At 35.8% G+C, this 24,326-nt stretch carries 17 protein-coding genes and 1 pseudogene; 6 read left to right on the top strand and 12 right to left on the bottom strand.

Annotated features, from left to right (window positions below; translation table 11 throughout):
- Positions 1-37: 37 nt before the first annotated feature.
- Complete coding sequence (locus VB248_RS20195) at positions 38-1,021, bottom strand: ATP-grasp domain-containing protein (RefSeq protein WP_323298642.1); 984 nt, start codon at positions 1,019-1,021, stop codon at positions 38-40.
- Between the two features lie 127 nt (positions 1,022-1,148).
- Positions 1,149-1,853 (bottom strand): esterase family protein, encoded by a 705-nt coding sequence (locus VB248_RS20190; RefSeq protein ID WP_323298641.1) that lies wholly within the window; start codon positions 1,851-1,853, stop codon positions 1,149-1,151.
- A gap of 233 nt (positions 1,854-2,086) precedes the next feature.
- Between VB248_RS20190 and VB248_RS20185 the strand changes: the two genes are divergently transcribed.
- Positions 2,087-2,896 carry an alpha/beta hydrolase gene (locus VB248_RS20185; protein WP_323298640.1) on the top strand — a complete coding sequence of 270 codons (810 nt, stop codon included), beginning with the start codon at positions 2,087-2,089 and terminating at the stop codon, positions 2,894-2,896.
- A gap of 90 nt (positions 2,897-2,986) precedes the next feature.
- On the opposite strand, the gene VB248_RS20180 is transcribed toward VB248_RS20185, so the two are convergent.
- The gene (locus VB248_RS20180; protein ID WP_323298639.1) at positions 2,987-3,895 is read right to left on the bottom strand and encodes a glucosaminidase domain-containing protein; all 909 of its coding nucleotides are present in this window, start codon (positions 3,893-3,895) and stop codon (positions 2,987-2,989) included.
- 217 nt (positions 3,896-4,112) lie between these two features.
- Here VB248_RS20180 and VB248_RS20175 point away from each other — a divergent pair, with 217 nt between their 5' ends.
- The gene (locus VB248_RS20175; RefSeq protein WP_323298638.1) at positions 4,113-6,731 is read left to right on the top strand and encodes a DUF5686 and carboxypeptidase regulatory-like domain-containing protein; all 2,619 of its coding nucleotides are present in this window, start codon (positions 4,113-4,115) and stop codon (positions 6,729-6,731) included.
- Between the two features lie 226 nt (positions 6,732-6,957).
- On the opposite strand, the gene VB248_RS20170 is transcribed toward VB248_RS20175, so the two are convergent.
- Together VB248_RS20170 and VB248_RS20165 are read right to left on the bottom strand one after the other, a co-directional pair.
- Entirely contained in the window at positions 6,958-9,450 is a 2,493-nt protein-coding gene (locus tag VB248_RS20170; RefSeq protein ID WP_323298637.1) for a PIG-L family deacetylase, read from the bottom strand.
- 138 nt (positions 9,451-9,588) lie between these two features.
- Positions 9,589-10,182: a hypothetical protein gene (locus VB248_RS20165; protein WP_323298636.1), complete on the bottom strand. Its 594-nt coding sequence runs from the start codon at positions 10,180-10,182 to the stop codon at positions 9,589-9,591.
- Positions 10,183-11,070: 888 nt separating this feature from the next.
- On the opposite strand from VB248_RS20165, the gene VB248_RS20160 reads away from it, so the two are divergent.
- The 3 genes from VB248_RS20160 to VB248_RS20150 all read left to right on the top strand — a co-directional run bounded on the left by VB248_RS20160 (position 11,071) and on the right by VB248_RS20150 (position 14,183).
- Positions 11,071-11,973, top strand: a complete 903-nt coding sequence (locus VB248_RS20160) for a carboxypeptidase-like regulatory domain-containing protein (RefSeq protein WP_323298635.1) — start codon at positions 11,071-11,073, stop codon at positions 11,971-11,973.
- A 356-nt stretch (positions 11,974-12,329) separates the two neighbouring features.
- Positions 12,330-12,779, top strand: coding sequence for a LexA family protein (locus VB248_RS20155; RefSeq protein WP_323298634.1), 450 nt, complete (start codon positions 12,330-12,332; stop codon positions 12,777-12,779).
- A 129-nt stretch (positions 12,780-12,908) separates the two neighbouring features.
- Positions 12,909-14,183: a Y-family DNA polymerase gene (locus VB248_RS20150; RefSeq protein WP_323298633.1), complete on the top strand. Its 1,275-nt coding sequence runs from the start codon at positions 12,909-12,911 to the stop codon at positions 14,181-14,183.
- 56 nt (positions 14,184-14,239) lie between these two features.
- Here the strand turns inward: VB248_RS20150 and leuB are convergent, their stop codons facing one another.
- The 5 genes from leuB to leuC all read right to left on the bottom strand — a co-directional run bounded on the left by leuB (position 14,240) and on the right by leuC (position 19,817).
- On the bottom strand, positions 14,240-15,301 hold the full coding sequence (gene leuB / locus VB248_RS20145) for a 3-isopropylmalate dehydrogenase (RefSeq protein ID WP_323298632.1): 1,062 nt from the start codon (positions 15,299-15,301) through the stop codon (positions 14,240-14,242).
- Positions 15,302-15,572: 271 nt separating this feature from the next.
- On the bottom strand, positions 15,573-17,066 hold the full coding sequence (locus VB248_RS20140; protein WP_323298631.1) for an alpha-isopropylmalate synthase regulatory domain-containing protein: 1,494 nt from the start codon (positions 17,064-17,066) through the stop codon (positions 15,573-15,575).
- Between the two features lie 209 nt (positions 17,067-17,275).
- A complete protein-coding gene (gene leuD / locus VB248_RS20135) occupies positions 17,276-17,872 on the bottom strand; it encodes a 3-isopropylmalate dehydratase small subunit (RefSeq protein ID WP_323298630.1) in 597 nt (198 codons plus the stop codon).
- 91 nt (positions 17,873-17,963) lie between these two features.
- Positions 17,964-18,335 (bottom strand): GxxExxY protein, encoded by a 372-nt coding sequence (locus VB248_RS20130; RefSeq protein WP_323298629.1) that lies wholly within the window; start codon positions 18,333-18,335, stop codon positions 17,964-17,966.
- An 84-nt stretch (positions 18,336-18,419) separates the two neighbouring features.
- Positions 18,420-19,817: a 3-isopropylmalate dehydratase large subunit gene (leuC, locus tag VB248_RS20125; RefSeq protein WP_323298628.1), complete on the bottom strand. Its 1,398-nt coding sequence runs from the start codon at positions 19,815-19,817 to the stop codon at positions 18,420-18,422.
- A gap of 307 nt (positions 19,818-20,124) precedes the next feature.
- Between leuC and VB248_RS20120 the strand changes: the two genes are divergently transcribed.
- The gene (locus tag VB248_RS20120) at positions 20,125-22,350 is read left to right on the top strand and encodes a sodium-translocating pyrophosphatase (RefSeq protein ID WP_323298627.1); all 2,226 of its coding nucleotides are present in this window, start codon (positions 20,125-20,127) and stop codon (positions 22,348-22,350) included.
- A 709-nt stretch (positions 22,351-23,059) separates the two neighbouring features.
- Here VB248_RS20120 and VB248_RS20115 read toward each other — a convergent pair.
- Both VB248_RS20115 and VB248_RS20110 read right to left on the bottom strand, forming a co-directional pair.
- Entirely contained in the window at positions 23,060-23,662 is a 603-nt protein-coding gene (locus VB248_RS20115; protein ID WP_323298714.1) for an ISAs1 family transposase, read from the bottom strand.
- A gap of 60 nt (positions 23,663-23,722) precedes the next feature.
- Positions 23,723-24,105, bottom strand: a pseudogene (locus tag VB248_RS20110) (transposase family protein).
- Positions 24,106-24,326 lie beyond the last annotated feature (221 nt).

The following is a 24,326-nucleotide window of genomic DNA, read 5'->3' as shown; positions in this document are numbered from 1 at the left end:
TATTTCTAATCACCAATCATTATCGACTAATCACTGTTTATTTTTTACTTTCATAAATCGCCGTTCTTGGGCTTCCCGCAATCGACGAGGTAAGGAATGTTCCCCAAGTAAGGTTGTCTTTACCGGGTTTATGTTTTTTTGCTCGGTCGATGGCTACTTTGGCTGCGGTTTCTACTACCCATTCAAAGTTTTCTTGACCGACCGAATTAATATCTGCATCAGGAGCAGGATTACAGAAATCAATCGCATAAGGAATACCATCTTTTACCGCAAATTCAACGGTATTAAAATCGTAGCCCAAAGCTTTGTTCAAGCGAAGTACATAATCTTTTACAGTTGCCAATAATTTTTTAGCCGCTGGCCCTGTTGGCATTTCTGCATGATAGCGTAAATGATGCGGATTTCGTGGCTCGTAAGGCATAATTCTTACTTCTTTACCACCAATGCAATAGCAACGGAAGTAATCAGTAAAAGTAATTTCTTCTTGCAAAAGCATTACTAATTGGTCGGTTTCGTCATAAGCAGAAAACAATTCATCTGGATTTCTCACTTTATAAACACTCTTCCAGCCGCCGCCTGCGTGTGGTTTCATATAAGCAGGAAAACCGATATAATCGAAAATATCGCCCCAAGGTAATGGGAATTTTAAATTACGAAATGAAGTTTCCGAAGTATCAGTCGGGCGTTCTTTTGAAGGCAACAAGGCAGTTTTGGGTACTGGCACGCCAACACTCAAGGCTAAAGCATTATTGAAGAATTTTTCATCAGCCGACCACCAAAAAGGATTATTGATTACCGCTGTACCAGCCATAGCCGTATTCTTGAGCATCGCTCTATAAAAAGGCACATCTTGCGAAATTCTGTCGATAATAACATCATAACCACTCGATTCGCCTTGTATTACTTTCTCTACAATCATGCGTTCTGCGGTGATACCAGCAGGAGCAATTTGATTTACTCTTTCTACAAATGCTTCTGGAAATGAAGATTCCATTCCGTGTAGGATACCAATTTTTTTCATGTCTGACCTATTCGTTTAGATTAATTGATGATATGTACTAAGTAATGAATACAATTTAATAAATATTTGGTTGTTGGTTGATTGAAGTACTAATCACCAATCAGTTTTTACTAATTATTACTTATGTTTAAATTCTGTTCAAATATTCTGGAAACATTTCTCGCCAAATATCCCAGTCGTGTGTGCCATGCCAACGCACATCTAACCAATGATTGATTTTCTTTTCTGCTAAAATTTTTGATAGTCTTTCAGTTTCTGGCTTGCAGAAATCTGCATTACAAGTACCCAAAGCAATATTCATTTGCCATAAATGAGGGTCGTTGGCATTGGGTAAATAATCGGGTGGATTGTTGAAATAAACTCTGTCGTCGTAATATCCACTCATAAATGTCCGAATATCAAAAGCCGAACCCATCGTAAATAAATGTGATACTTTATCAGGATGTCTAAAGGCAAAGTTAGCAGCATGAAATCCTCCAAAACTACAACCCGCTACGGCTACTTTTGTTGTGTTGCATTCTCGCATAATGGCAGGAATCAACTCATCATTTAAGTATTGGTCGTAATAAATATGATTCTGGATTCGCTCAGAAGGCGGAAGGTGCGAAGCATACCAAGAATGTTGGTCGATACTATCGGGACAATAAATTTTTACTTTGCCTCCTTCTATGTGACCACGAGCAGATTCTATCAATCGGTAATCTTTGGCTTCATAATAACGCCTCATTGTGGTCGGAAAAACGACTACTGGATAGCCCCAATTCCCAAAAATCAACATTTCATTATCTGCTCCGAGATGATGAGAGTAATACTTGATATAACGTTCTTGCATAGCTTGAGAGTGTTTTGAAATATTACAACGCCTATAAATTACTGAAAAAAACAATGAATAAAATACGAACTATCAACCCTCTCTATGCCTAAACTCGTTGCTGATTACTAAATTATATATCTAAAATAGAAACTGTTTTTAACTTTCAAAACAAAAGTTTAGAATTAATTCTCTGTGAAATATTTCACATTTTGTTTACTTTCGGGAATAATCCTAAAATTGATAATTTGCCAATGCCCATCACTCACCCCGAACATTCTGCCGAAATCATTCAAATTGAGTACAATTTCCATTCTCATTATTTACAGAGAACTGTTCAGCTTACTTTGATATATCCAAAAAAAAATAATTCTCCTCTCAATCTAATTATTTTTAATGATGGGCAAGATTTTGGAGCATTAGCCATGAAATCTACTATTCAGCGATTGTTGAGTAATCACCAAATTCAACCCTTGCTTTGTGTAGGAATTCATGCTAATCATGAAAGACTACAAGAATATGGTACGGCTTCGCAAGTAGATTATAAGAAAAGAGGAGCAAAAGCTCAACAACATACCGACTTCGTTTTGCGTGAATTATTACCTTATTTAGAAAAAGTGTTTATTCTCAAACAAGAAAATAGAGTAATGGCAGGTTTTTCTTTAGGTGGGCTTTCGGCAATGGATATTGTGTGGAATCATCCCGGTACTTTCTCGAAAGTAGGCGTATTTTCTGGGGCTTTGTGGTGGCGTCAGAAGTCGGAAGAAGAAGGTTATACCGACGAAAATGATAGAATTATTCACAATATCGTAAAAGCGGGCAAACATCAGCCCAATCAACAATTTTGGTTTCAGGCTGGCACAAACGACGAGACTTCGGATAGAAACAATAATGGAATCATTGATGCCATTGACGATACTTTAGACCTCATTAAGCTATTAGAAAAACACGGATACCAATTCCACAAAGACATCGTGTATCGAGAAGTAGAAGGAGGGGAACATAACCCAAAAACATGGAGTTTGGTAATGCCAGAATTTCTAATTTGGGCAATTGGAAGGTGATTTTTGCTTTCGGACTTCGGCTATCAGCAGTTTTTATCTAAAGCTGATGACCGAAATCCGAAATCCGACTTCCTCAAATCCCAAATGCTCTCACAAATCCTCAAGATTATAATTCGTAATTACTCTCTTGATTCTTGCAATGTATTGGTCTTTGGGCAGTGTTGAATAGCCCAAATCCAAAAGCTTTTCTACGAACTTCTCAATTGCCAAACTTTTGTCCATTCCTTGATTAATGTTTTCCTGAAAAGCCTTCACAGCTGGTGAATAATCGTTTCTCCATTTCCCCGTTTTGTGCATGAGTAACTCTTCCATAAAAAAGTCAAAACATTCTTCTCTTGAGTTAAACTTTTTGTACCAATTGCCCACTTCACCGGGATAGGCTTGTTTGGTATATTGGTAAGCCTGTGCATGATCTTTGGACCAATCTTTCAAACCAAAAAAATTGTTGGCATTATTTGCCAATTCACTCTTGCCATAACCGCTTTCTAACGCCGCCATCGCTATTACCACACTGGTAGGAAGATTATTTTTCTTACAACGTTCTACTATGTAGGGAGTTATTTGGCTAATGAATATCTGAGCGTCCGAAACTTTGGCCTTAGCGGTGGCTTTTACTTTTGCTTTAGGCGTTATTAGTTTCGCAACTACCATTATTACGCCTTTTATTTTCTTACTTTGTTTATTATCGTCTTTTTGTCCGACAAAAACGAGTTTTCTTTCGCCCACAGAGGGGAATTTGAGCTTAATATTTGCCTTATTATTGACCACTTTAGCCGTTCCCAGTACATTTCCTTCTGAAAGAATCATCACTTGATTGATTTTCTCAAAAGTTTCAAACCGAAATTGTGCTGTATCATTTAAGGCTACAACATCTTTAAAATCTACGCTAAAATCATTGTTTTCATAAGAATACTTTACTACCGAATTTCGGCTACAACTTGCTAATAGGAATACAAAAGCGACAATTAGGCAGTAAAAAGGATTAAATCTTTTAAGCATTTCGAAAGGATTGTTTAGTGTTTGGATGTAAGTTAAGTATCAATTTATTCTTAATAAAACACATTTCAAACGTTATGAGGGTTTTTATATTTTATACTGTCTTTAAAACAAATTAAGACTTTTTAAGATTGTCTTATCGTATTGCTAAAGGCTTTTTCTTTTATCTTGCGTAATATAAACTCAATGAATTAACCTCATACTCTTTTAAATTACCATAATGAACAAATCAATTAAGAACCTCTTTACATTTTTTTGCTTTTTTATTTTCTCTTCTTCTTTATCTTGGGCGACAAGTATCAAAGGCACTGTAAAAAACACCAAAAACGAAGTACTTTCTTTTGCTTCTATTATCATCAAAGAGTCGGGTAAGGGAACAATGGCAAATGAAGATGGCAAATACGAGCTTTCTTTAGAAGCTGGCACTTATACTTTGGTCTTTCAGTACTTGGGTCATAAAACATTAGAGAAAAAAGTACAAGTAGGAGCGGAGTCGATTACGTTTGATGCCATCTTGGAAGAACAATCTATCAATTTAAAAGAAGTAGAATTCACTGCTAAGAATGAAGACCCTGCTTATTCTATCATGAGGAAAGCCATTTCTATGGCAAGATTCAAAATTTTAGAAATTAATGAGTTTTCGGCTCGCACTTATGTAAAAGGTACTGGACAAGTGAGCGAAGTGTCGGGTTTAATGAAGGCTTTGGCTGGAAAAAAAATAGAAAAAGAATCAGGATTGAAAATTGGACAAGTATATGTTTTAGAATCAATCAATGATGTGGTCTTTAAACAACCTTCATCGGTAAAAGAGAAAGTAATTTCTACCAGAAACAACTTACCCAAACAATTACAGAGCCAAGGAGCAAACTTTATTCCTTTTTCAAGAACTAATTTTTATCAACCAAAACCTTTTGGCGATATGGTTTCTCCACTTTCGCCAGTAGCATTGGCGTATTATAAATTCAAATATGAGGGTTTCTTTACTGAAAACGGACAAACGGTTAATAAAATCAGGGTTACGCCAAAATCAAGAGGGGAAAATGTGTTTGAAGGTATCATTAACATCATCGAAGATTCTTGGTATATCCATAGTATAGACCTTCGATTTGGTGATGATAATACTTCTAATGTCGTAAAGATGATTTATGCACCCAATAAAGAAATCTGGTTGCCTGTAAGTTATACTTTCCGTTCAGATTTTGATGCTTTTGGTTTCAAAGGTTTCTTTAATTATGTTACAAACGTCAGAAATTACTCCGTTGCTCTTAATGAGAAGTATCATCAAAGACCTGTGGTAATTGATGAGAAAATTGATAAAGCCGAAGCTAAGGATTTGAAAGGACAAAAGATAAATACAAAATCGGCATTGGCTCAAAAGCAAATAACTCGTAAGCAATTGAGCAAGTTTTTGAAAGAAGCAGAAAAAGAAGATAAAAAAGAGCGTAAACAAAAAGGGGAAGATGTTGATTTAGTGCGTTCTTATAGCATAGAAATAGATAGTTTGCACGATAAAAAGAATACTGAGTTCTGGAATCAGGAAAGACAAGTGCCACTAACGACCTTAGAAATCAAGGGTTATGCACAAGCCGACAGCATTGCTAAAACCAATGAAGAAAACTATAAAAAAGATTCCATCAAGAATTTGCCAGTTTTCAAATTTGGACATCTTTTGATGGGGCATACATACAATTATGGCAAAAGAGATAAGCTTTTTAGCTTCTATCCACGTTCGTTTACCTATTCTTCTCCACTCAATCAAATTTATTTGAATACCGTTGATGGCTACGGTACGCAGGCTTCTTTCAAATATGAAACCCGTGAGAAATTAGTAAAAAGAACTTCTCTTTTTGCGGATGTAAAATATGCTTTTGGTAGAAAGGCTTTTAACTGGGACTTGGGATATTACCATTTAAAAAATCAACAATCTTTCGAGGTAAAAATGGGAAGATTAACACATCAATTTAATGATGAAAACCCTATTTCTGATTTTGTAAATACACTTTATACTACGCTCGGTGAGATAAATTACTTAAAAATCTATCAAAAAGACTTCGTTAAGTTTGAATACAGAAATCGTTTTTCTGAAAAAATTACCGCAAGATTGAATGTTGAGTATGCCGAAAGAATACAATTAGAAAACGCTCCTAATTTCAAGTCATGGATTGATGTAAAAGACAAAACTTTTAGTTCAAATCAACCTAAAAATCTTGAATTAGCCAATACAAGTTTTGATAAACATCAAACATTCTTGGCAGAGGGGGAAATCATTTGGCGACCTTTTGCTAAAAAGCGTAAATTCAATGATAGAGAATATACTGTTAATCAAGGAAACCCTTCTTTAAAACTAAAATCTACGAATGGATTATTGTCTGAAAGTAGTTTTTCTCGTTTGCAAGGCTCTTACGAACAGTTTTTTGATTTAGAAAGACTGGGCAATTTACACGTTTTGGCTAACTATGGAGGTTTCTTGCAAAAACCTGATTACTTTATTGATTACAAACATTTTAATGGAAACCTCACCATTCTTCGTTCTTTCAGATTTGATGCTTTCCGCAACTTAGATTATTATTGGCACAGTACCACCAGCAATTACGTAGAAGTTTTTGCCCAACACGATTTCAACAAATTGTTATTAACGCAAATCACGCCATTGAGAATTTATGGCTTAAAGGAATCTGTCTTTGCCAATTATCTAAAAATACCTAACCAACAGTTTAATTATGTAGAAGTTGGCTATGGACTTGCGGGCATTGGTAAACTTTTTGGACTGGAAGTAGTCGGCAACTTTGTCAATGGTAAATACGACGCTACCGTTTTGAGGATTAAGTTTAATAGATAGTTATAAGCCTTGAGCTTTGAGCAGTGAGTTTAGAGTTTTTAGCTATGAGCCATGAGTTATGAGCGATGAGTCTTGAGCTAATATTTTAAATATTGATTCAAGATTCATTGCTCATTTTTCTAAATTTTAATCTTAGAATTCAATAAGCAAATATCTCAACTCAAAGCTCTTTGCTCACAACTCAAGGCTTAACTCTCAAGGCTCATAGCTCATAACTTAAAGCTATTTACTTTCCTGCTGAGATTAAATTAGCAAATAAGCGGTACGCACCCGAAACTCCTGCGGGTAATTGTCTGAAAAAGGCATATCCAGTAAAGATATAGTTGCCTTTTCCGTGCTTTGCATAAAGTAAACCACCATTTGCTGGGGCTTCGTTAGGGTCATTAGACGAAAGAATAGCCTCATACTTAGCGTCCCAATCATTTGAGAAGTACAAACCTCTTTCTTGTATCCATCCTTCAAAATCTTTGGCAGTAATTTTATTAGGTGTGTTCAATAAAATACTTTCTGGTTTCAAGAAACGAACTTCTGCCTCCTCAACAGTGACTCTATCTCTTGATAATTTGAAAGGATATGGCCCAATTCCTGTTTCTAATTTCTGTAAATTACTATTTACCTGATACTGAACTACCATATTACCACCATTTTCTACATATTCTATCAGCTTTTTCTGGTAATAGGTCAGGCGTTCTTCTGTATTATATGCACGAACACCCACTACGATAGCATCAAATTTAGATAAGTCTTCATTAAGTTCTTTTTCTGTAAGAACGGTAACCGAATAGCCAATCTGACGCAAAGCCATTGGTACATCATCGCCTGCTCCTACAATATAACCGATGTTTTTACCTTTCGTTTTGATGTCTAATTTTACCACTTTAGCCTCTGCTGTTGGGAAAAGTGTCTGTGGCGGAATGTGGTCGTAAGCTACGGTTAAAATTCCTCTGTCATAAGTTCCGTTAGCAGTCTTTACAATCGCCTTAACAGTACCTTCTGGCGTTGCAGAAGAAGGTGTTACTTTAAAAACTACCTTTAGTTCTTGGTATTTATTATCTAATTTAAAATCAATACTACTTGGGTTCGACTTCCAGCCTGTTGGTAATGCCAAACTTACTGTTCCTGATGTCTTACTTTTGCCTGATTTTAAAGTAACTTCTACTTCTTTGGCTTGGTCGTTGGCAAATACATACACTTTGTCTGAAATGTTTGCGGTTACTTCTGGTCTAATCTCAAAAGTACGATACAATTCTCCACGAGTTTCATCTGTATATTTATAAATTACAGGAGAGGTAAAAGTAAAAGGATAATTATCAATCAAGAAAGTAAACTCTGCTTGTAAATCTGCTGGTTTCTCAGGAATACCAATCAATGTTTGTTCATCAACTCGGTACATTCCTTTACCCATTTTCTTTTCTGCTAACCAAAAAGGCTGTGTGAGGGCTTGATTTTTAGGAATTTCTACTGAAAAGTTGATTCTCTGTAATTCATTATTGCCTAATGCTACTTTAAAAGTACTGTCTTTGCCCAAACCGACCAATTTGATTTTCTCTAAACTAATATTGAAATCTGAACGCTTAACAGCCGTAGCCAAAATGTTAATTTTCTCACCTGCGGAGGCTGAATATTCATTAGGATTTGCCTCAAAGTACAAACCCGAACAAGCTATGATTAAGTTTTCTAATTCTTTTTTCTTCTGAACTTTCCAATATTCATCTTCAAGTTTATCAACACTTTGATAAGCTTTGATTAATGAAGGCACAATAGTAGATGGGTTTTCTGGATTATAGTTTTTAATCGCTTCATTAATCCAATTTTCTACTTCTTTGCCTCCTTTTAGTCTGTTCCATGTAAGGTCTATGCCATCAAATACATCTTTGGCTGCCAAATCTCCTGCTTTGTGTACAAAATACTCAGGTCTTAATCCACGAGTACGAGGCACACCAAAACCTTGTGACTTATGTTGTGAACGACTTTCCGCTGCTATCTCAGAATATGCCTTTCCGAGTAAAGGATTGTAGCCGCCTATCTCAACTTGTATAAATGTGCCTTCCGTAGGTTTCTGTGATACCGCCCCAAAGTTGAAAGTATTCCAAACAACTCTTTTGGCTTGCCACGGTTTTACATATTTTAGTTGCTCAGGAAACTTGCTTGGGTCGCCCGAAAGCTTAAAGGCTTCTTCAGCTAAGGCTGCCGAGGCAGAATGGTTGCCGTGTCCTGCACGAGCGTCTGGTGGGAAACGACAAATAATCACATCTGGACGAAGATTTCTGATTCTCCAAACAACATCTGCCAAAACAGCTTCTTTTCCCCAGATTTGTAAAGTTTCATCTGTGTTTTTAGAAAAACCAAAGTCATTAGCACGGGTAAAAAACTGCTCTGCACCGTCGATATTTCTGGCGGCAAGTAATTCTTGGGTACGAATTACGCCTAATAAGTCTCCTAATTCCGAACCAATAAGGTTTTGTCCGCCATCACCTCTGGTAATAGACAAATAAGCCGTTCTTACTTTGCGTTCTTTTGCCAACCACGAAAGCATAACCGTATTTTCGTCGTCGGGATGTGCCGCTATGTACATAGCAGTACCTACTACGTTAAGTTTTTTGAGGTTTAGCAATACTTCACCAGCAGGCATTGGTTTAATTACTTGTGCTTGGGTGCTGAACAAGGAAAAAACTGTAAAAATAAATAGACAAAAAGATTTGCTTGAATGCTTATACATCGTTTAAAAATTATGGTACAAAGTGAAATTACTCGAAAGTTTTTGATTCTTTTAGAATAGGAAAGTAACAAGTTTTAATAAATTGATAAAATAATTTCGCTGAATAGCTTCAATTGAGCTAATTATGATGATTTTTGGCTATTTTAGTTTGGCATCAAATCTCCCATCTTTTATAATGATTGAATCGCTTTCTGAAAGAGCCAAACTTGATAAATCAACAACTCTAAACAATGTACCATTAAACTCCCCTGACATTGTACGTTTTACGCTGTCTAATGTAGTGATACGAACATTAAAATCAGGACGAGTTTTGTGCGGAAGATATTGTTTGGGTTGTTGCCCCTGTCCTTCAAAAGTGTAAAAAGCCGATACTTTATCTTTATTCACAGAACGATACGTTTTAGCCGTTAATAATTCGTCAACAGCAATGTCAATACTTTCTGAAGTATTCCATGAGCCGTTTTTATAAAGTACCTTATCGGCATTAATCAAGAAGTTTTTATTAGGGAAATAATATACTTGTAGGTTTTCTCTGCAACCGCCTGCAAAAGGAAAACAAACTTGTCCGTAATTTATCCATACTTTTTCGTTCAATAAAAAACCAAAAGTATGTTCACCAGTCTGTGTTTTGTTGGGTAATACCAAGCTTATGTCGCTATCGTCTTTTGTACAAGCCACATTGAGTACTATCAATAAGATAAATAATAAATAGTTTTTGAGGTTAATGTTCATAGTTTTGTGGAAATGTTTTTGATCTATTAATGATTTTTTAGGTAATCGTTAAAGAGTTATTTTGCAACTATATTGCTGTTAATGAGTGTGTTAAAGGTAAATTAGTTTTGTTGAGCTAATAAAATTTACCGCAAAATAAGAAATAGTATTTTCTCTTTTATCTTTAGTTAAAATTATCTATATTTGATTATACAATTTAAACATCATCTTATCACCCAAAACCTAATTTCATTTACTCTTTGGAGTAAGCAACACAAGTCGTATTTATTTCCTATAACCCAAGATTGACCTGTTTGTCTTCTGCAAGGCATTGGTCTAAAAAACACTTACAATTAATTGCCCTAAAACAATTAATCGTAAAGCAATGGTCGCTATGTCTAATACAATAATATTCATTGTTCAAACAAGTAGCTATACTTACTACACAACAATCAATTATTGTAAATCAACGAGTAATTTTTGTTAAACAATAGACAAATCTGATTCATCATTGAACAGTCTGTTGTTAAAAAGAATGTATTTGCCTGTATCAAGGTTCAATTATGCTTCAACATTGATAAAATTATGTCAATCATTAGCCTATTAATATCACGCATTGACCAAATTGACTGTATCTATCAGCAATTATGTTTTAACAATCACTAAGTCGTGTCAATCAATGAGCAATTAATGTCTAACATTGAATAAATAGTTTCTATCAATGAGTAATTATGCTACAACATTGAGCAATTCGTTAAAAGCATTGAGCAAATATTTTTATGATTTGATAAATTATCAATGAAAAATGAATAATTAAGTTGAAACATCGAGAGCCTTGTTTAAAACATTGAGTGAGTAGTTTACCTTTTTTGATACCTACATTTTATTTTTCCCCAACTACCAAACAACATGAATGCAATTCAAGAATCTAAGCTTAATATGTACCGTAGCGTACAATTGTTATGCAAAAGCAACAACAGCATTGTTGCAGACAATGTGGCATTTTCACAAGGTTTAAGCCAATTAGATGCCCTCATTACCAATATCACCAATTACCTTTCTTTAGAAATTAAGCACACGGCTGGGATTACAGAAGACAAGACTAAAGCCAAAGACAATTTGTCTGCATTAGCCGCAGATATTGCTGGATTAGTATTTGCCTATGCAGATACCATTCAGAACAAGGTGTTAAAAGATGAAGTCAAGTATTCTTACAGCGAACTAAAGCGTTTAAGGGAAGACGTTATTGTACCTACTGTTAGTAATATTTATAAGGCAGCTTTCGACAATCTTAGTGTATTAACAGACTTTGGTGTAAATGCACAACTTTTGGCACAATTAGAAGAAGCAATGGAAACTTATAATGCTGTTTTGCCCAAAGGAAAAACCACAAAGTCTGAAAAATCAAGCTTTTCTGCCAACATTTCAAACTCCATTAATGAAATAGATGATTTATTGAAAAATCGTTTGGATAAATTAGTTATCGTATTCAATAAAACGAATCCAGATTTTGTAAAAGCTTACAAAAAAGTAAGACAAATAGATGCTCCTAATACTGTTACGACCCAATTAAAAGGAAAAGTTATCAGTAGCTCAGACGGAAAGCTTATTCAAGGAGCAGAAATTAGTATTTCGGGAGAAACAACGATGAGTACGCAAAGTGATAAAGATGGACTTTTTGGTATAAAACCCCTAAAGACAGGAATTTATCAAATCAATGTTCAAGCCGCTGGCTATCAGACAAGTACAATCGTTGGATTTCAGGTAAAAATGGGTAAAATCAATAGGGTAGAAGTGCAGTTAAAAGAATAATAGATAAAATTGGTAGATGTTTATTATTAGTGATTACCTAAAAAGAAGCTAATAATCAATTATTCTTTAATGAAAGCTTGAGTCAGAATCCCCTTTTCAACAAAGAGGGGATTTTTAGTTTCTACATCTCATTTCTTGCAATAAACGAGACAAGTGGAAGGTCATACAAGGGGTAAATTAGTGTATAAATACTTGTTGTTTAATTTTCTAAAACTATAAAATCTTGTGAAAGGAAATAGAGATTGAAAGCATAAGCTTGTTGATTTAAAACAAGCCTACGGAGTTTTGACAACATTCAAAAATTATCAAAACCAAAAACCATTTTGTTTGTTACAAAAATGTAGTATTTTAGATTTATGAACGTAAAAGCCATTTCAACCAAAGGAGCATTAAAAATATATGCTGTTTCATCTGAAACAAGCTTAGAATTACCTTTAATAGAAGGAGGAATTAGTGCTGGATTTCCTTCGCCTGCCGCAGATTTTTTAGATACAGCGATAGATTTAAACAAATACCTTATCAAAAATCCTTCAACAACCTTCATTGCGTTTACGGATGGTGTATCAATGATGGATTCGGGTATAGGGCATAAAGATTTGCTAATCATAGATAAGTCTCTTGAACCAACAGATGGAAAAATAGCGGTATGTATTTTAGATGGGGAATTTGTATTGAAGCGTTTGAAAGTAAATAAAGACGGTATATGGCTAATGCCAGCCAATAAAAACTATCAACCAACCAAAATTACCGAATATAATGATTTTGAGATTTGGGGAATCGTTACTTTTTCTATACAAAAACATTAAAGAGATTATGCAAAAGCTAAATTGATTAAGTCTTAATTCAATGATTAGGTATATTGTGATGATTTAATCTTTGATGACGACTAATTTCATTCATAATTCATCATTCACAATTCATCACTCCTAAAAAGGATGTTTGCATTAGTAGATTGTAATAACTTTTATGCTTCTTGTGAGCGAGTTTTTCAGCCAAAGTTGAGAAAACAACCTATTGTTGTACTGTCGAATAATGATGGTTGTGTGATTTCGAGAAGTAATGAAGCAAAAGAAAAAGGTGTACCTATGGGAGCAGTAGCTTATCAGTACGAAGCCTTTTTTAAAAAAGAAAATATCCATGTAGTATCGTCCAATTATCCATTATATGGCGACATGAGTAATCGTGTGATGACTTTGTTAGCCGAGTTTTCACCCGATATTGAAGTTTATAGCATCGACGAAGCCTTTTTAAAGTTTGAAGGCTTTGAAGCGTATTTCAATTTACAAGAATACGGTAACAAGATACGATACCGTGTTACCAAAGGCACAGGAATTCCTATCAGCGTAGGAATAGCCCCAACCAAAGTACTCGCTAAAGTAGCGAATAGGATTGCCAAAAAATTTCCAGACAAAACAGGCAATGTTTATCTGATTGATAACGAAGAAAAGAGGATTAAGGCTTTGAAATGGCTTGCCATAGAAGACGTTTGGGGCATTGGTTATCGACTAAGCAAAACATTGAAGAAAGAAGGTATCAATACTGCGTATGATTTTACTCAACGCAATGAAGCATGGGTACAAAAGCTCATGGGAATAGTAGGTTTACGTTTATACAAAGAGTTATTAGGCATCAATTGTCTTGATTTAGAAGTAGTAGAAGACAAAAAGAATATTGCCACTACCAGAAGTTTTGATAAAAACTACACGGATTATGAATACATAAAAGAAAGAGTCATCACATTTGCCATTAGTTGTGCCGAAAAGCTACGAAAGCAACAATCATGTTGTAATGCACTCATGGTTTTTCTAAAAACCAATCGCCATAGAAAAGAATTAGAGCAGTATAGCAATAGTTATGTGATGCAATTGCCCTATCCGACCAATTCAAACATAGAAATTGCTCAATTTGCGACAAAAGCCTTAGAAAAAATCTTTAAAAAAGGTTTAGCATACAAGAAAGCAGGCGTAATAGTGATGGATTTTAGTCCATCAGCCACACAGCAGATGAACTTATTCGCCAATAGCAATCCCAAACATCAGAAATTGATGGAAGTAATCGACAAAATCAATCAAAAAACAGGGACAAACAAAATCAAATTAGCCACCCAAGACTTATCAAGAACATGGAAGATGAAACAAAAACAACTTTCCAAACGCTATACTACTGAAATAGATGATGCAATAATTGTTAGGGTGGAGGAAAAGGAATAAAAAAAGCTCTCGAAAGAGAATTCGAAAGCTTTTTTAGAAAAAGAAGATAGTACAAATTACACAATCTGTGACGCTAACCAGTCACCTACTTCTGAAGTAGAGTATGCTTTGCCACCATCTGCAATATCAACCGTAACGATGCCTTCTGCTAATGATTTATTAACGATGTCTTTGATTTCATTTGCTTCGTCCATCAATTTGAAAGCATATTCAAACATCATTGCTGCTGAAAGTACAGTTCCAAGAGGGTTAGCAATGTTTTTACCAGCCGCTTGTGGGTAACTTCCGTGGATTGGTTCGAATACAGAAGTATGTAAACCAATAGAAGCTGATGGCATTAAGCCCATAGAACCAGAGATTACAGAAGCTTCGTCCGTTAAGATGTCACCAAACATATTTTCTGTCACCATTACGTCGAAACCTTCTGGCCATTGGATGATACGCATAGCCGCAGCGTCAACGAATAAGTATTCAGTAGCTACTTCTGGATATTCTTTTTCGATTCCTTGTGCTACTTCTCTCCAAAGTCTTGAAGTTTCTAATACGTTTGCTTTGTCAACGATACAAAGTTTCTTACGACGCTTCATTGCGTACTCATAAGCCAAACGAACGATTCTTTCAACTTCTGGTTTCGTATATTCGCATACGTCCCAAGCTTTATCACGAGTTTCGTTTCTGCCTTTATCGCCGAAATAGATACCGCCAGTTAGTTCACGAATACAAACAAAGTCTGCATTTTCGATTAATTCTCTTCTTAATGGTGATTTATGTAACAAAGAAGGGAATACTAAAGTAGGACGGATATTGGCATACAATCCTAATTTCTTACGCATTGCCAACAAACCTTGCTCAGGACGAACTTTTGCAGAAGGGTCGTTATCAAAACGTGGATGACCGATTGCTCCGAACAATACGGCATCTGCTTGCATACAGATTTCGTGCGTTTCGTCTGGATAAGGATTTCCTGTTTCATCAATCGCTACTGCTCCCGTAAGTGCATGAGTAAGATTGATTTCGTGGTTATATTTTTTACCAATAGCATTGACAACTTTTAACGCTTGGTCGATTACTTCTGGGCCAATTCCGTCACCAGATAATACTGCGATGTTTAATTTCATTTATTTTTTTATTTAGACTTTTTTAGACTTTAGACACAAGATTCAAGACTTGAGGACTTTAAGACTAAAGGATTATTAGATTTTAAGATAGATTCAAGATACAAGAAGTAAGATTCAAGACTTGAGAATTCTGGACTTTAGGATTCAAGATAAAAGAATCAAGACTTAAGAATTTTAACATTTAATACTTTAGTTTTTTGTAAATTGGATAACACAGTGTGTAATCACTAAATCACAATTCACTAACTCACTCAATAGCAACTCACTAATTCTAAATCAAATTCAGCATTTTTTGAGTTGCTTTAATGGCTGATACTGTTTGGTCTGAATCTAAGCCTCTGGTTTTGAATTCTTTTCCGATATGTTCCCAAGTAATGATGGTTTCACAAAGGGCATCTGTATTTCCTCCGGGTGGAATCCTTACAGCGTAGTCACGAAGCATTGGTAGATTTACTTCTTTTTTAAGGTAAATCTTTTTCAAAGCATTCATAAAAGCATCGTACTGACCATCGCCTTGTGCGTTTTCTTCAAAAATTTGCTCTTCGATTTTTACTCTTACCGTAGCTGAAGGGCGAAGATTTTTAGAGTGCGTCAATACATAATTGATTACTTCTACTTTTTCTTCAACCGTATTACTATCAATTACATCTGAGATAATATAAGGCAAATCTTCTTGAGTAACTACTTCCTTGCGGTCGCCAAGTTCAATGATGCGTTGCGTTACTTTCTTGAGGTCTTCTTGTGATAATTTAATGCCTAATTTTTGAAGATTCTTCTCTATATTGGCTTTTCCTGAAGTTTTCCCCAAAGCGTATTTACGTTCTCTACCGAAGCGTTCTGGCATCAGGTCGTTGAAGTACAAATTGTTTTTGTTATCTCCGTCGGCATGAATACCCGCTGTTTGTGTGAAAACGTTTTCACCTACTACGGGTTTATTTACAGGAATTCTAAATCCAGAAAAAGTTTCAACCAATTTACTCACCGAATAAAGCGAGCCTTCCACCACAGAAGTCTCTACTTCAGGCATAAAGTCTTTTAAAACCGCAATAGTACTTGCCAAAGGAGCATTTCCTGCTCTTTCGCCCATACCATTTACCGTTAAATGAAGTCCTTGTACACCTGCTCTAACGGCTTCCATCACGTTGGCAATACTTAAATCATAGTCGTTATGAGCATGAAAATCAAAGTGTTGATTCGGATAACGATTTACAATTTGATAAATGTAATCATAGCTTTCGTGCGGTGTAAGTACGCCCAAAGTATCAGGTAATAATACTCTTTTGATGGGCTGAGTACTTAGAAAATCTAAAAATTGGAAAACATATTCGGGAGAATTACGCATACCATTACTCCAATCTTCTAAATAAACATTGCACTGAATGTCTTTAGAACGAGCTAAAGTAATTACTTTTGAAATTTCCGAAAAGTGTTGTTCTGGGGTTTTCTTGAGTTGGTGCGTGAGGTGATTCATCGAACCTTTTGTTAGAAGATTCATCACTTTTGCCCCTGCTTCAATCATCCAATTCACCGAAGTTTCGCCATCAACAAAGGTCAATACTTCGATTTTATCAATCAATCCGTTATCGCTTGCCCAAGAGGTAATTTTTTTTACCGCTTGAAATTCACCGTCGGATACTCTTGCAGAAGCTACTTCCAAACGATCAACTTTTACTTCTTTTAATAATAATTGAGCGATTGCTAATTTCTCAGTAGCCGAAAAAGACACTCCACTGGTTTGTTCACCATCACGGAGTGTCGTATCCATTATTTCTATGTGTCGCATATATTTGCTGTAAGCGGCAAGCTATGAGCTATGAGCTGTGAGCTATAAGCTTTGAGCTATGAGTTGTGAGCCTTTAGCTTTGAGTTTTAAACTACAATATTTTCACTTGAAGTTTATACTCAACGCACATAACTCAGAACTCAAAACTCACAGCTTATAGCTCACAGCTCATAGCTCACAGCTTAAAGCTCTTAATAAATACTTTTATTGGCAAAACCAGCTATTTCTTCCTTCATTGCTTGAAGATAGTCTATATCATCAAAGCCATTGATAAGATTATTTTTCTTATAGCCGTTGATTGCAAAACTTTCTTGTTCGCCCGTAGCAAGAATCGTAATAGTTTGTGCTGGTAAATCTACTACTAATTCAGTGGCAGGGTCTGCTTCGATGGCAGTAAAGATTTTGTCCAAAAATGCTGGACTTACTTGTACTGGAAGAATACCCACATTAATAGCATTTCCTTTGAAAATATCAGCGAAGAAGCTTGATACTACACAACGGAAGCCATAATCGTAAATCGCCCAAGCAGCGTGTTCACGGCTTGAACCACTACCGAAGTTATGTCCACCTACAAGGATTTTACCTGAATAAGTTGGGTTATTCAATACAAAATCTTGTTTCGGTGAACCGTCAGTATTATAACGCCAGTCACGGAATAAGTTATCGCCAAAGCCTTCACGTTTAGTAGCTTTTAAGAAACGTGCAGGGATAATTTGGTCTGTATCAACGTTCTCAATTGGCATTGGTACAGCAGAAGAACGAAGTATGTTAAATTTATCGTAAGCCATATTTTTGTTTTGATTATCTTAATTTTTTGTACTTAGCAATTTGTTACACAGAGTTTATCAGAGATTAAAAAGAGATTCACAGAGTTAAATGTTATCTAATAAATCTTCGGATGCCATCTTTTAATATTGTGACATTGAAATTGATTAATAAGCCGACTTTCTTTTCTGCAAATTTCATGTATGTCAATACTTGAGCTTCATGAACGGGGTGTAAAGCTTCAACACTTTTCAACTCCACAACAACTTTGTTTTCAACTAAAAAATCCATTCGATAACCATATTCAAGTATGATTTCTTTATAGTTAACTGGAACAGTTTTTTGTCGTTCAAAATATAAACCTGTTTTTGATAGTTCATAAGCTAAACATTCTTCATAGGCTGATTCTAATAAACCAGGACCTAAATGTTTATGAATCTCTATACAACATCCAATTATTTTTCCAGTAATATCATTTACCATCATAAGCTTCGAATATTATTATTAGGTATAAACTCTGTGGCTCTCTTTTTGACTCAGTGAAACTCTGTGTCATCTAAATCAGCTCTGTTACAATAACTCTCTTGGATCTGTAACAACCCCAGTAACCGCAGCCGCCGCCGCTACTAATGGACTTGCCAATAATGTACGAGAGCCTGGGCCTTGACGACCTTCAAAGTTTCTGTTTGAAGTACTTACTGCATATTTACCTGCTGGAATCTTATCGTCATTCATTGCTAAACAAGCCGAACAGCCCGGTTGACGTAATTGGAAGCCTGCTTCTGTAAGAATATCATAAATACCTTCTTCACGGATTTGTGCTTCAACAATGTGTGAACCTGGAACAATCCAAGCAGTGATATGGTCAGCTTTCTTGCGTCCTTTTACGATTGAAGCAAAGGCACGGAAATCTTCGATACGTCCGTTTGTACAACTTCCGATGAAAACATAATCTACTTTCTTGCCAAGCATACTTTCTTGCTCGCCAAAACCCATGTAGTTTAATGATTTATCATAAGTAGCTTTACCGCCTTCTACTGATTCAGCCGTTGGAATATTTTTAGAGATACCAATACCCATACCTGGGTTTGTACCATAAGTAATCATTGGCTCAATATCAGCAGCATCAAAAGTATATTCTTTATCGAATACAGCATCTGCGTCAGTTTTCAATGTTTTCCAATAAGCTAATGCTTTATCCCAAGCTTCGCCTTTTGGACTTTGTTCACGACCTTCAAGATAATCGAAAGTAGTTTGGTCTGGAGCAATCATACCTCCACGAGCACCCATTTCGATACTCATGTTACAAACTGTCATACGACCTTCCATTGACATATTTTCAAATACATCACCTGCATATTCTACAAAATAACCAGTTGCACCAGCAGTAGTTAATTTAGAGATGATATATAAAGTAACGTCTTTTGGCGTAACACCTTTGCCAAGTGGGCCATTTACGTTTACACGCATTTTCTTTGGCTTAGGCTGCATAATACACTGAGATGAAAGTACCATTTCAACCTCAGAAGTACCAATACCGAAAGCAATTGCACCAAAAGCACCATGCGTAGAAGTATGTGAGTCACCACAAACGATTGTCATACCCGGAAGAGTGATCCCATTTTCTGGTCCAACTACGTGTACAATACCATTTTTAGGATTATTCAAACCCCAGTGAGAAATACCATATTTCGCAGTATTTGTTTCTAAGGCTTTCAACTGATTAGCAGAAAGTGGGTCAGCTACTGGAAGATGTTGATTGATTGTAGGAGTATTATGGTCTGCCGTAGCAAAAGTACGATTCGAGAACATCACCCCGATACCTCTTGTTTCTAAGCCTAAGAAAGCAACTGGACTGGTAACTTCATGAATAAAATGACGGTCAATGAAGAATACATCAGGGCCGTCTTCGATTTTACGAACAACGTGGGCATCCCATACTTTGTCGAATAATGTTGTTGGTTGCATATTGTTTTTAATAATTAAGATTCTATGGTACAAATTTGAGAAGAAATATAGATAAAGTATTAACGAATTAAGTTCAAAAAATAACGTTTTTAGTTCAGTATAGATTAGTGGTCGTAAAAAAGCATCTGTTTTTGATACGAAAAACAAAATTAATTATAATTAAACATTATTTAATTGACAAAAAGATATTTTTAGTCCAATTTTTTCTTGAAATAGTTTTTTAATACGAAACTTAAAAATGTATATTTGTACAATTAGCTATGAATTATTAAACACAAACTTTCAATCAAAATCCTTTTTTACCACTATGAACAACATCGTTTACTTAGTACCAGCCTTTGGCATTGTAGGATTGCTCTATACCGCTTGGCGATTTAGCTGGGTTTCCAACCAACCAGCAGGAAATGCCGAGATGCAAAAGCTCTCAGGTTATATTGCTGATGGAGCTATTGCTTTCTTAAAAGCCGAATGGAAGGTATTAGCTTATTTTGCCATTCCTACTGCACTTTTATTGTTCTGGTTAGGCTCTGATACTGGCACACCTGAACATCCTATTCATTCTTCTCCTCTTATTGCTATTTCCTTTTTAATCGGTGCATTGTTGTCTGCGACTGCTGGTTATATCGGTATGCGTATTGCTACTAAAGCAAACGTGCGTACTGCTGAGGCTGCTCGTACTTCGCTTTCTAAAGCACTTGATGTTTCTTTTACTGGTGGTTCAGTAATGGGCATGGGCGTTGCTGGCTTGGCAATTTTGGGGCTTGGCGGTTTGTTCATTGCCTTTTATAATATTTTTGCTCAAGGTCAGGCACTTACTTCTGATGAAATGAAAACTGCTATTGAAGTATTGGCAGGTTTTTCTTTGGGTGCTGAATCTATCGCTCTTTTTGCCAGAGTAGGAGGGGGGATTTATACAAAAGCTGCCGATGTGGGTGCTGACTTAGTAGGTAAAGTAGAAGCAGGAATTCCAGAAGATGACGTGCGTAACCCTGCCACTATTGCCGACAACGTGGGTGATAACGTAGGTGACGTAGCTGGGATGGGTGCTGACTTATTTGGTTCTTATGTAGCCACTATTTTAGCAACAATGGTACTCGGACAAGAAATTGAAGTAACAGATAACTACGAAGGCTTTTCGCCTGTGTTGTTACCTATGTTGATAGCAGGCGTAGGTTTATTAGCTTCATTGGTTTCTACTTTCTTTGTGAAAATCAAAAGTGAAACTTCTTCGGTACAGAATGCCTTGAACTTGGGTAACTGGATTTCCATCATCATTACTTTTATTACTTCGTATTTCTTAGTAAAAAATATTTTACCAGAAACACTTAATCTTCGTGGTTTTGAATTTACTTCTAATGGTGTATTCTTGGCTATCGTTGTCGGATTAGTAGTGGGTGCTTTGATGTCGATGATTACTGAATATTATACCGCTATGGGTAAAAGACCAGTGCTTTCTATCATCGAAAAATCTGGTACTGGACACGCTACTAATATCATTGGTGGTTTGGCTGTTGGGATGGAATCTACCGTATTACCTATTTTGGTTTTAGCAGGTGGTATTATTCTTTCTTATAAGTTCGCTGGTTTGTATGGGGTATCTATTGCAGCCGCAGGGATGATGGCTACAACGGCTATGCAATTGGCGATTGATGCTTTTGGTCCTATTGCTGATAATGCTGGTGGTATTGCTGAAATGTCTCAACTTCCTCCAGAAGTACGTGAGCGTACAGATAATTTAGATGCCGTAGGTAACACTACCGCAGCCACAGGTAAAGGTTTTGCTATTGCTTCGGCTGCTCTTACTTCTTTAGCTTTGTTTGCGGCATTTGTAGGTATTGCAGGCATTAAAGCCATTGATATTTATAAAGCTGATGTTTTAGCAGGTTTATTTATCGGTGGTATGATTCCATTTATCTTTAGTGCCTTGTGTATTTCGGCGGTAGGAAAAGCAGCGATGGAAATGGTAAATGAAGTACGTCGTCAGTTCCGTGAAATTCCGGGTATTATGGAATATAAAGCAGAACCCGAATATGAAAAATGCGTAGCTATTTCTACCGAGGCTTCTATCAAACAAATGATTTTACCGGGTGCTATTGCTTTGATTACCCCTGTAATCATTGGCTTTACTATGGGGCCTGAGGTGTTAGGTGGTTTATTGGCAGGTGTTACTGTTTCGGGTGTATTGATGGGTATTTTCCAATCTAACGCTGGTGGTGCTTGGGACAATGCTAAAAAGTCTTTTGAAAAAGGTGTTTTAATTGATGGCGTAATGTATTATAAAAAATCAGAACCACATAAGGCTTCTGTAACAGGTGATACTGTGGGTGACCCTTTCAAAGATACTTCTGGCCCATCTATGAATATTTTGATTAAGCTGATGTCGATTGTGTCTTTAGTAATTGCTCCATATATCGCTGTGCATACGACTGATGTTGGTTCAACTTTAGAAAAACAGGTTGTTCCAATCGTAAAAACGATTAAAAATATTCCTGTGGGAGCTAAAGTTACTGCGGTGACTAAGCTTGTGAAATAGGATGTGTTTATTGGTTTTGAGTAATAGCTTATAAACAGTATAAAGACCTCACCCCCCAACCCCCTCTCCTGTTGAGAGGGGGCTTTTTGTTTTCGAGGATTAATAAATGAGTTTGGAGTCTTTTAAGAAAAAGAAATAACCTAAAAAACAACACATTAAGTATCTGACAGTCAATTATTAAATCCAAGAAACTGCTCCCCTTCTCAGAAGGAGAAGGGTGGCCCGCACAGGGGCTGGGGGATGAGGTTAATTAGCCTATATTTGCCGTGCGATAGCCTATATATGCTTTGCGATTACTCTGTCACATCCTAAAAAAGCTTGACAGTATTAGGGTTTAAAAACTGAATTGACTGTCAATCTTTTTTTATTGTATTACTAAGATTACGATGAGTCTGTTCACCGAACTGTGTCAGTCTAAATTTAGGGAGTGTTATTGCTCTTAGAACTAACATCTATAAAAAATAGTACTCGTTCGTGGATTTCAAAGGGAAAAATTCAACCAGATTTTAATTGATTTAGAATGGTCTAAAGAAAATTTAGAAGACCTTTTAAATAAGAGACCTAAATATTTGATGAAAGGTGTTTTCACTAATTCAAGTACCAAAATTAATGAAGTTTTCCCAAATGCTAAGAAGGGTAATTCTTATACAGGTTAAACCCATTTAAATATTATAGAGTAGTTCGATTAGATATTGGTCATTCCAACCTGCTAACTTTCTTTGTCAGTTATTTTATTGAGTAATTGCAAAGATAATTTACGAATAATGGCTAAATTTTCGGAAGCGTTTCCAGCTTGAGTTCTTTGCAAATCTTCTCGAAAAGTAACGTCTAATTGCCAATGCAAGCTATTTTCTATACTCCAATGATTGCGAATATATTGGTTAAAATCCTTAGGTTCAGGTTTTAAATCACTCAAATAATAACGGGTTTCAAAACTAATTTTATCCTTAATTTCCCTTGTCGATTCTATGATAGTAATGCTTTTAAGATGTTGCCAAGGGGCTAAATCATCGTAGAGTGTTAGGTCATTTTCAACATAACATGTTCGAGTTTCGATGCGTCCACTACCAAAGTCAATGTGTTCATTTTTAGGAAGTTGAGGTTTTATTTGGGCTAATCTTTCACTGACTTGCTGATAAATATGTTTGTTGTTATTCTTCAAGGCTAATATATAATGCCCTTGTTTTGAGGTAATTATATCTGCGTTTTTGACATTGCAAGCAATGGCATCAATGGTTACGAGACTATCTTTTAAATCAAGACTATTAAGCAAGTTTGGAACTGCCGTCTTTTCACGGTTCGCCGTTGCGATTGGATCTTGAATCTACTTTTTGTTGTCCTAAGATTAGTTTATGGTCAGAAAACCAAGTACTTAATAAACAAAGTCCTGATTTTTTATTCCCAAATTTAGCTGTTGCTCTAAGAACTTTTCCATCAATATTGATTTGTGTATATTTCTCATTGAGAGTTGATAATTTTTTTTTGACCAACGATAAAGGCTATCAGCAAAAGCATCTTTATCTAAAAATTTTAATACTCTATTAAAAGTATCAAGCGAAGGTATACCATTAGGTAATTCCAAAAATGTTCTGGGAAAAGACTCTTTTGAGTTCCATACAAGGCAATACCTTCAAAATCGTCTGCACCGCATACGAAGGCACAGACTGATATGACTAAAATGTCTAATAAATTATGTCTCTTAAGGCGATTTATACGAAAATCGGGAACGTCTTGAAAGAATGTTTGCCAGTTCATCCGACAAAGTTCTTAATTTTATAAATAACTCGCATTTTTAAATGCGTTCAACCTGATTCTGATAGTGGATTTGATTATATGATAAAAAGAACATCTATGAGACCGGCACCCTCCCTTTAGTTGTGTAAGTTTTGTTGGGGCTTTGATTTTTTAAAAAATCAAAGCCCCAACAAAAAACTTTAAATAACTTAGGAACAATAATTGTCATTTTTATGGATAAG

This window comes from Arcicella rigui (genome assembly GCF_034929435.1).
Taxonomy (GTDB): Bacteria; Bacteroidota; Bacteroidia; order Cytophagales; family Spirosomataceae; genus Arcicella; species Arcicella rigui.
Note: the sequence above shows the minus strand (reverse complement) of the source record. Positions and strands in the feature narration are given on the sequence as shown.